This is a genomic window from Cognatishimia activa, assembly GCF_017798205.1.
GTDB classification, from domain to species: Bacteria; Pseudomonadota; Alphaproteobacteria; order Rhodobacterales; family Rhodobacteraceae; genus Cognatishimia; species Cognatishimia activa_A.
Map to the genome: position 1 here is coordinate 1,692,349 of NZ_CP060010.1, position 12,094 is coordinate 1,704,442.

Annotated in this window: 11 protein-coding genes; 7 read left to right on the forward strand and 4 right to left on the reverse strand. The window is 56.3% G+C overall.

Annotated elements, in window-relative coordinates:
- Window positions 1-3 precede the first annotated feature (3 nt).
- Together HZ995_RS08170 and HZ995_RS08175 are read left to right on the forward strand one after the other, a co-directional pair.
- Window positions 4-402, forward strand: a complete 399-nt coding sequence (locus HZ995_RS08170) for a VOC family protein (RefSeq protein WP_209355188.1) — start codon at window positions 4-6, stop codon at window positions 400-402.
- A 176-nt stretch (window positions 403-578) separates the two neighbouring features.
- Window positions 579-1,952, forward strand: a complete 1,374-nt coding sequence (locus HZ995_RS08175; RefSeq protein ID WP_209355189.1) for an ammonium transporter — start codon at window positions 579-581, stop codon at window positions 1,950-1,952.
- A gap of 72 nt (window positions 1,953-2,024) precedes the next feature.
- On the opposite strand, the gene HZ995_RS08180 is transcribed toward HZ995_RS08175, so the two are convergent.
- Together HZ995_RS08180 and HZ995_RS08185 are read right to left on the reverse strand one after the other, a co-directional pair.
- Window positions 2,025-3,356, reverse strand: a complete 1,332-nt coding sequence (locus HZ995_RS08180; protein WP_209355190.1) for an ammonium transporter — start codon at window positions 3,354-3,356, stop codon at window positions 2,025-2,027.
- A 29-nt stretch (window positions 3,357-3,385) separates the two neighbouring features.
- Entirely contained in the window at window positions 3,386-3,724 is a 339-nt protein-coding gene (locus HZ995_RS08185) for a P-II family nitrogen regulator (protein WP_209355191.1), read from the reverse strand.
- A gap of 267 nt (window positions 3,725-3,991) precedes the next feature.
- Between HZ995_RS08185 and HZ995_RS08190 the strand changes: the two genes are divergently transcribed.
- A complete protein-coding gene (locus HZ995_RS08190; protein WP_209355192.1) occupies window positions 3,992-6,157 on the forward strand; it encodes a transglycosylase domain-containing protein in 2,166 nt (721 codons plus the stop codon).
- Window positions 6,158-6,281: 124 nt separating this feature from the next.
- Here HZ995_RS08190 and HZ995_RS08195 read toward each other — a convergent pair whose 3' ends face one another.
- Together HZ995_RS08195 and HZ995_RS08200 are read right to left on the reverse strand one after the other, a co-directional pair.
- Entirely contained in the window at window positions 6,282-6,866 is a 585-nt protein-coding gene (locus HZ995_RS08195; RefSeq protein WP_209355193.1) for an MlaC/ttg2D family ABC transporter substrate-binding protein, read from the reverse strand.
- Between the two features lie 8 nt (window positions 6,867-6,874).
- The gene (locus HZ995_RS08200) at window positions 6,875-7,627 is read right to left on the reverse strand and encodes an MlaA family lipoprotein (RefSeq protein WP_245168625.1); all 753 of its coding nucleotides are present in this window, start codon (window positions 7,625-7,627) and stop codon (window positions 6,875-6,877) included.
- A gap of 903 nt (window positions 7,628-8,530) precedes the next feature.
- Between HZ995_RS08200 and HZ995_RS08205 the strand changes: the two genes are divergently transcribed.
- From HZ995_RS08205 to HZ995_RS08220, 4 genes are all read left to right on the forward strand, one after another.
- Window positions 8,531-9,478 carry an ATP-binding cassette domain-containing protein gene (locus tag HZ995_RS08205; RefSeq protein ID WP_209355195.1) on the forward strand — a complete coding sequence of 316 codons (948 nt, stop codon included), beginning with the start codon at window positions 8,531-8,533 and terminating at the stop codon, window positions 9,476-9,478.
- Window positions 9,475-10,755: an HlyD family type I secretion periplasmic adaptor subunit gene (locus HZ995_RS08210; RefSeq protein WP_209355196.1), complete on the forward strand. Its 1,281-nt coding sequence runs from the start codon at window positions 9,475-9,477 to the stop codon at window positions 10,753-10,755. Before HZ995_RS08205 ends, HZ995_RS08210 begins: the two co-directional genes overlap by 4 nt.
- Before the next feature lie 75 nt (window positions 10,756-10,830).
- The gene (locus HZ995_RS08215; protein WP_209355197.1) at window positions 10,831-11,292 is read left to right on the forward strand and encodes a RidA family protein; all 462 of its coding nucleotides are present in this window, start codon (window positions 10,831-10,833) and stop codon (window positions 11,290-11,292) included.
- A complete protein-coding gene (locus HZ995_RS08220) occupies window positions 11,289-12,059 on the forward strand; it encodes a glycerophosphodiester phosphodiesterase family protein (protein ID WP_209355198.1) in 771 nt (256 codons plus the stop codon). Before HZ995_RS08215 ends, HZ995_RS08220 begins: the two co-directional genes overlap by 4 nt.
- The last annotated feature ends 35 nt before the right edge of the window (window positions 12,060-12,094 follow it).

Consider the following 12,094-nt stretch of genomic DNA (forward strand, 5'->3'; position numbering starts at 1 on the left):
GTTATGCAGACTCTGGCCCATATTTCATTGGTGGTTCGCGACTATGACGAGGCGATTGCCTTCTACGTAGACGTTCTGGGGTTCGAATTGGTGGAAGACAGCTGTCAACCCGAGCAAGACAAACGTTGGGTTGTGGTGCGGCCAAACGGAGGGGGCGCTTCGATATTGCTTGCGCGAGCGACCAGTCCCGAGCAGGCTAAGTTTATCGGAAATCAGGCCGGAGGGCGTGTGTTTCTGTTTCTTCAGACCGATGATTTTTGGCGTGATTACAATGTTCTAGTATCAAAAGGTGTGGAGTTCACGCGCGCGCCAAAGACCGCGGAATACGGTATAGTCGCTGTCTTCAAAGATCTCTATGGAACGCTCTGGGACCTTGTTCAGTTCACCGATGGGCATCCTTGACGACCACAATTTTCCAGGGCCTCGACCCCACAAATGGCACTTAAGTGCTTTCAGATGTTCACAAATTGCTTGTCAAAATGGCAGATCATTCATACTACCTAGGATGTAGGTTGCGAGTAGCAAACCCGTTTAGCGAGTGAAATATAATAACATAATCCTATCCTGAGGTTTAAAACATGACACTCCCCAGAGCAATCGGGCTCGCGACAGCATTATTTGTGCTGCCGTCCTTCAGCTTTGCGAGCGACTCTTCATCGAATGCTGCATCCCCTGACACCGTCTTTATCTTCAACTCACTTCTCTTTCTGATCGGCGGTTTCCTCGTCTTTTGGATGGCCGCTGGTTTTGCCATGCTCGAAGCGGGACTTGTGCGCAGCAAGAACGTGGCCATGCAGCTGACGAAAAACATGTCACTCTTCGCGGTTGCAGCCACGCTTTATTATCTATTTGGCTACAACTTGATGTATCCGCTGGGCCAATGGTTCATCGATGGTTTCGTCTCTGCGGCTGTCGGCTTGGCCATTCTTGAGCCGGTCGCCGTCACGCGCGAGCTGGCGGATGACTATTCATACGCGGCCACCGGGTCTGACTTCTTCTTCCAGCTCATGTTCTGCGCCACCACTGCCTCTATCGTGTCTGGTGCCTTGGCTGAACGGATCAAACTTTGGCCTTTCCTTGCGTTTACCGTTGTCCTGACCGGATTGATCTATCCGCTCCAGGCCTCGTGGAAATGGGGTGGCGGTTTCCTCGATCAGGCAGGTTTCCTGGACTTCGCGGGCTCTACTGTTGTGCACTCTGTGGGCGGATGGGCCGCTCTGACCGGAGCTCTGATCCTGGGCCCACGTATTGGCAAATACAATGGCGACAAGGTGATGGAGCTGCCGTGGTCTGACCTCAGTCTTGCGGCGCTTGGGACGTTTATCCTGTGGCTCGGCTGGTTCGGGTTTAACGGCGCGTCGCAGCTTGCGATGGGGACTGTTGGTGATATCTCTGATATCTCACGCATCTTTGCCAATACCAACGCGGCGGCGGCCGGGGGTGTTCTCGCGACGTTGATCCTCTCTCAGATCCTGCATGACAAACCAAGCCTCATGGTCGTTCTCAATGGCGCCCTCGGAGGCCTCGTGGCGATCACCGCAGAGCCTCTGACCCCAACTCTGGGCGCAGCAACTCTGATCGGTGCTGTTGGCGGCGTGATCGTAGTCTTCGCAGTTCCAATGCTGGACCGCATGAAGATCGACGACGTTGTTGGCGCGATCCCAGTGCATTTGGCCTGCGGGATCTGGGGCACTTTGGCGGTGGTCTTTACCAATCCAGACGCAAGCATTCTTGCGCAGCTTTACGGCATCGGCGCAATCGGTCTGTTCACTGTGCTTACGTCGGCCTTGGTGTGGTGGCTTTTGTCTCTGACCATGGGGCTGCGCGTCGGTATCGAAACCGAGATCGCAGGTCTTGATATCGCCGAACTGAGCAGCGAGGCCTTTCCCGAGCATCTGCGGCAGGCAAGCAACAGCCCTAAGCAGTCCACAGAGACACCGGCTGAAGCCTGAACAATTCAGGCAGGCAATAAAAAAGCCCGGAGCGATCTGCTCCGGGCTTTCTTTGTTTATGAGGTCTAAGGCTTAGCCTTTGGAGAACTCAGGATATGCTTCCATACCCAGCTCTGCCATATCCAGACCAGTGATCTCGGCTTCTTCGTCCACACGCAGACCCATGATCGCGTTCAGGATGAACCAGACCACACCGGAGGCTACGACGGTGAAGATACCGACAACCACGATGGCGTAGATCTGAGTGCCCAGGGACGCGTCAGAGTTGGTGAAGACAACTGCGATGGTGCCCCAGATACCTGCGATCAGGTGAACAGGGATCGCGCCAACAACGTCGTCGATCTTCATGCGGTCCAGCATTGGAACTGCGAAGACTACGATCACGCCGCCAACAGCACCGATCAGAGTTGCTGCGCCCAGAGTTGGGGTCAGAGGCTCTGCAGTGATGGACACGAGGCCCGCCAGCGCGCCGTTCAGAACCATGGTCAGGTCAGGCTTCTTGTACATGATCTGAGTCAGGATCAGAGCTGCGATTGCGCCACCTGCTGCTGCAGTGTTGGTGTTTGCAAAGATGCGGGATACGTCTGCAACGTCGCCAACAGTGCCCATCGCCAGCTGAGAGCCGCCGTTGAAGCCGAACCAACCCAGCCACAGGATGAATGTACCCAGAGTCGCGAGCGTCAGGTTAGAACCTGGCATAGGAACGGTTTTACCGTCTTTGTACTTGCCGATACGTGGGCCCAGGATCAGAGCGCCTGTCAGAGCGGCCCAGCCACCTACAGAGTGCACAACGGTGGAACCCGCGAAGTCCAGGAAGCCAGCCGCGTCAAGGAACCCGCCGCCCCATTTCCAGGAGGCTTGCAGTGGGTAGATGACGGCAGTCAGAACGATCGTGAAGATCAGGAATGGCCACAGTTTGATACGCTCGGCGAGAGTACCGGACACGATGGACGCGGTGGTCGCACAGAACATCAGCTGGAAGAAGAAGTCAGAACCAGTGGATGCATAACCATAGTCGTCTGCACCGTCACGGCCAACGCCAACAGCTTCCAGAACACCTACGCCCCAGACGCCGGACAGAACGCCGTCAACGGACCATGTGCCCAGTGGGTACATCAGGTTGTAGCCGATGAGGTAGTAGAAGATCGCCGCCAGCGAGAACAGGGAGATGTTCTTGATCAGCTGCATGGTAACGTTCTTGCCGCGTACGAGGCCCGCTTCGAGCATCGCAAAGCCTGCTGCCATCCAGAAGACCAGGAAGCCGCCGACGAGGAACAGCAGAGAGTTCAGAATAAAGATCGTGTCGCTGGAAGCGTCGACGCCAGGAACTGCGTCCTGTGCCAGGCCCAGCGATGGCAGAGCGACCAATGCGGAGGCCAAGCCAAGTTTGCTTGCGAGTTTCATGATAGGATATTCCCCTTTTGATCGCGCTCTTACAGCGCGTCTTCGTTGGTTTCGCCGGTCCGCACACGCACAGCCTGCGCCACGTCCAGAACAAAGATCTTGCCGTCACCGATTTTGCCGGTGCGCGCAGTGTTGGAGATGGTTTCAACCACCTGATCAACCATGGAAGCTGCGACGACGAGCTCCAGTTTGACCTTCGGTACAAAATTAACGGTGTATTCTGCACCGCGGTAAATTTCAGTGTGACCGGACTGAGCGCCAAAGCCCTTGATCTCGGTTACCATGAGACCGCGCACGCCGATCTCGGTCAGCGCCTCGCGGACCTCCTCGAGCTTGAACGGTTTAATCGTTGCAATAATCAGTTTCACCCTGATCCCCTTTCCTGTGGCTTGGCAGCGCGCGTCGCTGACAAGTCAGTACCGCCGCAGAAAAACCCGCCCCAAGGGGGGAATCGAAGGGAAACAGGGCGTCAACTGCCCAAAAATGGAGCGTTTTTGCACAATTTTTGCACTTTTAAGGCGCGTCGCACAAAAAATAGGCAAAATTTAAAGCGATCTTCCGCTTACTCGCTGCTCTACATTTTCGAATTCATTAGTTAAAATATGCCCAATTAAGACTGTCGAGCAGACTGATCCATGCGTGATTCCAAGAAAAAGAGGTCGCCCCTCGTGGCTGACAATCGCTATGGCGCCAAGCGCTCTGGCAGGGGAAAGCCTGCGGGCAAAGCGCCTGCGAAATCCGCAAAACCCGCAAGCAAAGCAAAACGCGGGACAACCCGACGCAAGCCGACGCCCAAGAAGCGGAGCCTTTTGGGGCGGCTCTGGGCGTGGTTCTGGGGGTTGGTCTGGACAATCACATGGCGCGTCGCGATGGTGGTTGCGACCATCATCGGTCTGGCGGTCGGCTATCAATATGTGCTCTTGCCGGATTTGGACGCCTTATTGGATGGGCGCGCACAGGGGTCTGTGACTTTGATGGACCGTAATGGCGATGTTTTTGCATGGCGCGGGGATCAGTTTGGCGGAGTCGTCACGGCAAGCTCCGTCTCTCCGCATCTCAAGAACGCAGTCGTCGCGACCGAGGACAAACGGTTCTACAACCATTTCGGCGTCAGCCCGCGTGGTGTGGCCTCTGCCGTCCGTATCAACCTGCGTGAAGGGCGGGGGCCATTGCAGGGCCACGGCGGCTCGACCATTACGCAGCAGACAGCCAAGCTGCTTTGTCTGGGTGTCGAGTTCGACAAAGACCAGTGGAAGAGCGAAGCGGCCTATGTCGCCGATTGCCGCCGCACGTCGATGACCCGCAAAATCACCGAAGCGATCTACGCTTTGGCGATGGAGGTGAAATATTCCAAGGACGAGATTCTCTCGATCTATCTGAACCGTGCTTATATGGGCGGCGGGGCTTATGGGGTTGAGGCTGCGGGGCAGGTCTATTTCGGCAAGAATGCAGCCGAGCTTAGCCCAGCAGAAAGCGCGATGATTGCCGGGCTTTTGACGGCACCGACACGATTGGCTCCGACCAATAATCTTGAACGCAGTCAGGATCGCGCTGCGACAATTCTGCGTTTGATGAATGAGCAGGGCTACCTAAGCAACGAACAGACTCTCTTTTGGCAAGAAAACCCCGCGACGCTGTCAGAGGCCGCTCAGGCCAAAGCGGGCGGGTATTTCGCGGATTGGATCATGCGGCCGGAAAACCTTCCGGATTTCCTAGGCCAGAAAACCACCGAGGACGTGATTATCCAGACCACACTGGATCAGCGCATCCAGACGGCCGCCGAAGAGGGGCTGCAATGGGTCTTTGAAAACAACGTGCGCAAAGGCTCTGAGGCGCAGGCCGCTGTGGTGGTCATGTCTGCTGATGGGGCCGTGCGTGCTATGATCGGCGGGCGTCAGACCAAAGTCAGCGGGGCGTTTAATCGCGCGGTGCAGGCGAAACGTCAGACCGGGTCGGCGTTCAAGCCATTTGTCTATGGGACCGCGCTGGATCTGGGTTACAGTCACAACGATCTGGTCGAGGATGCGCCGCTTTGCATGAACATCCCCGGCTCTGGCGAGTGGTGCCCGCGCAACTATACCAACGAATACTATGGCGATGTGACGCTGGAATGGGCCTTGGCCAATTCGCTCAATATCCCGGCGGTTAAGATCTCGGAGTCGGTCGGTCGCGACAACGTGCGCAAAGTGGCGGCGGACTTTGGCATTGAAAGTGATCTTGCCGATGGTCCGGCACTGGCATTGGGGGCCTCAGAGAGTTCCCTGCTTGAAATGACTGGGGCCTACGCAGGTATTTTGAACGGTGGCTCGTCGGTAACGCCTTATGGGCTGGTTGAATTGCGCCTGCAGGGCGAAGACGAGCCTATGATGGGCACCGCTGGAGGTATTGGCGAGCGGGTCATCACAGAGGGTGCCGCGCGCGAGTTGATTTATATGATGAGTAAAGTCGTCTCTGAGGGCAGTGGTACCCGCGCGCAATTGCCGGGTTGGGAAGTGGCCGGCAAGACGGGCACGACGAGTGCGGCGAAAGACGCGTGGTTTATTGGGTTCACAGCAGACTATGTGACTGGCGTGTGGATGGGCTATGACGACAACACGCCTTTGACGGGGGTTACCGGCGGCGGTCTTCCGGCGGAAATCTGGAAGCAAGTCATGACCCGCGTCAGCGACGGCGAAATCCCACGCGCCCTGCCGGGCTTTACCCCAAGCAGAAATGCCAACCGCGTGCCAGAACCGGTACGCAACAACCGGGAAAATGTGCTGGAACAACTTCTGCGCGGGATTTTGGGCGGGCGGAATTGATCGCTGCATCCTAGAAACGGCGATAATGCTTGGCTGAAAACGCGTTTGCTTTGGGCGAACAAAAGATGTTGCCCTAAAGTGGTGGTCGCCTTAAGGGCGCGAGCTTGTGAAAATCAGGCGTTCGCTAGCCGAACTTGCGCAGGTCTGCGATCAGGGCGTCCAGATCTCCGCCGCGCTTGTCCAGCATCGCGCCGATCTCGGATTTTTCTGACAGACGCAGGCTGATGCCTTCGACGATCAGATCAAAGAACAGGTTCTTGCCCGTGCGGTTGGACACCAGAAAATCCACCGCAAAAGGTGCTTGCCCGGGCAGATCGGCCACGGTTTCCACGCGGAAATAGTTCTTTTCCTTCTTGGCGTTTTGCACAACGATCTTGCCACCTTTGAATTCATTAAAGCGGCGGCCGTATTTGCCAGAGATATATTTGGTGAAGGCACTGACATATTGGTTGCGTTGCGACGCGCTCATACGGCGCGCGTCCGGTCCCAAAGCCGAGCCTGCGATCCAGGCCACATCTGCGTGGCGTTTGAAGATGCCTTCAAAATCGCGCACCATGCCATTGATCGATTTCCCGGACGCGATCACTTGGTTGATATCGGTGACGACCTTGTCGACCAGAACACGGGCTTCTCCGGTGGTCAGCGCGAAGGCAGAAGCCGGCATCAGGGCCAGAGCTGCGCCGGATGCGAGGAAAATACGACGTTTCATAACATCACCTACTGAGCAAATGGATCCGCGAAGGGATCCGAAAATGGATCTACGTCACTGGCTTCGACCGTGACGCCAAGTTCAAATCGGCGGTTTTGCAGGTACAAAATCCGAGCCTGCGCATAGCTGTCCGCACTCTCATAAAGAACCGAGTCGACGGCATCGGCAAAATCATACCGCGTGCCAAGTTGGTCGGCAAACGTCGCGGCCGTACCGACATAGCTTTCCGGACGGGGCAGAACGATGGCCACCGGGTCCAAGGCAAAATCCAAGATAGTGCCGACAGTGTCACGCGACGTCGATGGGCCAAACACCGGCAATTCGACATAGGCGCCTTCGCCCGCGCCCCACACATGCAGGGTCTCGCCAAAGTCGGTTTTCCTAAGTGGGATACCCATGCCGGTCGCCATGTCTCCGGTGCCAAAGACGCCAAAGACCGTGTTCACCACAAAGCGTGCCGTGTTGTTCCCTGCATTGCGCAGATCGCCTTGCAGGACATTGTTCAGAATATCGGCAGGCAGGCCCAGATGCTCGGCCACATTCGAGACAACCTGACGACCGCCTTCTGGGATCGCGGTGCCATAGCCTCGTGACAGAGGCCGCACGATGTTGCGATCCAACGCCAGGTTGAACGCATGGACATTGCGGTTGGCATCTTCATGCGGATCGTGGATATCCGAGGTGACCGCTGGGCGCGACGCTGCGCAGGCTGTCAAAGACAGCGCAGCGAGAAGTGCGAAAATTTTGCGGCCGGTCGACATCAAATTCGAGTCCATATGTGTTCAAATTTATCCAAAGATCTTTGCGTCCTCATAAAGCATTTAGAATGTTGACTTAAAGACCAGATATGCACGCAGAAAATCCTATCCTACCTGTGGCGAATGGGCCACAACGGTTTCTTGGGTCAAACATTGTCTTCCAACGGTCGAATTTGGGGCTGGGTAAAAGGCATGAGTAAGTCGCATCAGACCCTAGATTTGGTACCGAAAGGCGCGGTGTCAATGATCATTGGGATCGGAATATTTAGCTTTTTCGGTAACTTACTTTTGCTATCGGGCCCTCTCTATATGCTGCAGATCTATGATCGCGTTTTGGCGACCCGATCCGTGGAAACGCTGCTTGGGCTGTCGGTGATCACAGCTTTTCTTCTACTGACATGGGGGGTACTCGATTTTTCGCGTGGGCGTGTTCTCGCTCGTCTTGGGTCAGAGTTTCGCTCAAGATTTGATCAGTGTTTGGGGTTAGTCCCTCAATCTCAAAGAGATCGTTTCCGTGACGTTTCCCGAACGCAGATGATTGCTTGGGCGGACTCGGCCGAACGATTGGTGTCTCCACCTATCGGAGCGGCGTTGGCGGATGCTATTTGGGCGCCAATCTTTTTGGTGGGGCTCGCATTTTTCCATCCCCTGATGTGTCTGCTTGCCTGCGTCGCGATCGCGGGAACAGTTTGCATTCAAACTATCGGGCATTGGATTGGGCGGGCGCGTGTTGAAGACGCGCGGGGCCACGGGTTTAAATCAGACCAAATCGCGTCGCAGATCGACGCCGCAGGTGCAACGTCACTGCGTACAGACCATCACCGAAATCTCTGCCGACATTGGTTTGACATTCGCGTCCACGCGGTTCGCGCAGAGGCGAAAGGTACGGATATACAGGGTGCGGTCATGGCCGTTTTGCGTACGTGGAAGCTTTGCGCGCAATCCGCGATGCTCGGGCTTGGCGCCTATTTGGTTTTGCAGGCAGCGCTTTCGCCCGGGGCGATGGTCGCAGCCACCATTCTGTTGGCGCGGGCGAGTGCCCCGTTGGACGTTCTGTCCGCGCAATGGCCGGTGGTGGTGGGTGCAGGGCGAAGCCTGCGGTCGCTTGTCACGATTTTTGCGCAACATCCGCTTAAGCCAGATACCATCCCGGTCGAGGATCAATCTGCGCGGGTTTTGGTTAGCTCGCTTAGGCTATCGGTGGCAAGTGTCTCAAACTCGTCTCCACTCAACTTTGAAATCCAGCCCGGAGAGACCCTGGGCGTGATTGGTGCGTTCGGGTCTGGCAAGACAGAGCTACTGCGTGCGCTACAAGGGCTGACGGGGGCAGCACGCGCGTGCCAAACCACCATGTTTGTAAGTGCGGAACCGCAGATTTTCACGGGGTCCATCGCACAAAATATTTCGGGATTTCGAACAGAGGTCAAGGCCGCCCAAATCTTGAATGCTGCTAAGGCGGCAGGTCTCGCTGACGACGTCGCAAAACTGGACGAAGGCTTAAACTCGGATGTGGACGTAGCCTTGTCCGCCTGGCCAAAGGCTATGCGCTATCGATTGGCATTGGCCCATGCGATCTATGACTCCCCACCCGTTTTACTCTTGGACGATCCATTTAACGGCCAACCTCCAGAGGGTGTTCATGCGATAGCGGCCTTATGCGAAGCCCGCTCCACAGCGGGCAAAACCACGATCTTTACAGCGCGCCATCCGACCGCTTTGGGCTCGGTTCACAAGCTCTTGTGGTTGGACAAGGGCCAGAATCTCGGGTTCGGACCGAGGGATTCCGTGCTGGCGCGTTTCCTTGCCCCACGCGCCTCACAAGAGCCTGCAACGCAATTGGATCTGGCGTCATGAGGGACCCGATCTCTTGGTATGTAGCGCTGCGCATGGGGTCAATGACTCTTGTCACATTGCTGGCAGGATTTGTCGGCTTATCATCCGCCATTCCAATTCAGAGCGCTATCGTGTCATCCGGACATTTGACCCTCAGCCAATCGACTCATTGGGTGCAGCATCCGACGGGTGGAAAAGTTCTTAAGCTTGCAGTGGGTGCAGGTCAGATTGTTAACAAAGACACGCTCTTGCTGGTGCTGGAGGACCCCAACGTTTCGCACCAAACCGCTGTGCTGACGAAATCTCTCTTGGATCTTCAGGCACGACATGCGCGACTCATCGTTCAGCTCGCAGGGGGACGCGAAGTCGACTTTGCGTCCGTGAATACGCCATCTGGCACAGTCGACATTCCCGAGGATGTACAAAAGCTTCAGAGGGATATTCTCGCAGCAGAGCAGCTCGCCTGGGCCAATCACGCGGAACAAATGCAAAGACGTCAGACAACGTTGCGGCGTCAATTGGTTGCGGCTGACGCGCGGATTGCCTCGTTGAGCACGCGTTTGGATCTGTTTCAAGAGGATTTGCAAACCCAAGAGGCACTTGTCGCGAAAGCCATTGTGCCTGCCTCAAGCGTAATGCCTTTAAGGCACAAAATCGCAGAGCTGGAAGGCGAGCTGGCCGCGCTTAAAGCTGAAAAAACGGCCTTTGAGGGTCAGGTGCTCGAACTTGGCCTTGATCTTGCGCGACAAACCTCCGCCCGCCGCGCCAAAATTCTCTCAGAAATTGAGCGGGCTGAACAGGAGATCACAGAGGTGCAGAATAGCTTATCTGACTTTGCCAGGCAGGCCGAAGCACTGAGCCTACGCGCGCCATTTTCGGGGCAGGTTCATGATCTCAGAGTTACAACCGAGCAGACCGTCTTGCGCGCTGCCGAACCGGCAATGGCCATCGTTCCCTTGGGTGCCGGAACCCATGCTAAACTAAAGGTTTCACCAAAGAACATTGATCACATTTACCCAGGCCAGCCTACGCGTGTCCATCTGGATGGGCACGCGCCAGACATTTGGCAGACCGGGCATGTAGCGCGCGTGTCGGCGGATGTTCTGGAAGGGCGCGGTGCCGCGCAGCATTACTTCGAAGTCGATGTCGAGCTGTCTGCAATTGGTGGTTCACTTGGCGAGAATGCGCGTCTTGGCATGCCTGTCACCGCCTATTTCGCGACCCAATCCAGCAGCATATTAAATTATCTTCTGGCACCTTTCGCAGACTATGCGCGCAAAGCTTTCCGTGAGACTTGAATGTCCCCACAAATTCCGCTTCTCATGTCGCGAGTGCGCGCCTAATGTGCCGCCAGATTTACAAGAGGAAAGCCGATGAGTGGTTTTGAAAGCAAGCTTGCAGACATGGGTGTCACTTTGCCTGACGCGCCAGCCCCTGCAGCCAATTATGTCCCCTATGTTCAGGTTGGTGACACGCTCTATGTCTCGGGCCAGATTTCTGCAGGCGCGGATGGCTTTATCACTGGCAAGCTCGGCGATGACATGAGTGTCGAGGACGGAGCCGCTGCGGCCCGCACCTGCGCGATTTCTCTGCTCGCCCAAGTGAAAGCCGCCTGTGGTGGCGATCTGGACCGCCTAGTGCGCGTTGTGAAGCTGACCGGGTTTGTCAATTCCACCGCGGATTTCGGCGACCAGCCCAAAGTTGTGAACGGAGCCTCTGATTTCCTGGCCGCGGCGCTGGGCGACGCAGGCCGCCATTCCCGGTCTGCGGTTTCTGCGGCGTCGTTGCCCTTTGGCGTCGCCGTAGAAATCGAAGGTATCTTCCAGATCAAATGACCCCAAGACTTGCGCCCGCGTTCCTGACAACGCCTCTGGCGCACCGCGCCTTGCATGACGTCACCGATGGCCGCCCGGAAAACAGCCGTGCGGCCGTTCAAGCGGCAATCAAGGTGGGATATGGAATTGAAATCGACCTGCAATTGTCGCGCGATGATCAGGCGATGGTGTTTCATGACTATGGGCTTGATCGCCTCGCGGACGCCAGCGGCCCGATCCGTCAAAAGTCGGCACAAGAACTTGCATCAATTGGTTTGAAAGGTGGCAATGAGGCCATCCCAACTTTGCCAGATGTTCTTGAGCTGGTCGGCGGGCGTGTGCCTCTGCTGATCGAACTCAAGGATCAGGATGGTCAGATGGGTACGAATATCGGGACGCTCGAGGCTGCGACGGTTGCTGCCCTGAACGCCTATGCAGGACCCGTCGCTGTGATGTCGTTTAACCCAAACAGTGTGGCCAAACTGGCGGATCTTTGCCCTGAAATCCCGCGCGGGATAACGACCAGTAGTTACATCTATGAAGATTGGGGTCCGCTCCCCAAACGCATCTGCGACCACCTTCGTGACATCCCTGATTTTGACCGTGTCGGCGCCAGTTTCATCAGCCACGAGGTCGACGATCTGACGCGCCTCCGCGTTGCGGAGTTGAAATCGCAGGGCGCAGATATCCTCTGTTGGACGGTTACATCGCCTCAGATCGAGGCAGAGGCGCGCAAAGTGGCGGCTAATATCACCTTTGAACAATATCTGGCCGAGTTCCCCGCTTGAACATCCCAAGTGCTGCGCCAAATATGGGGTGAGGG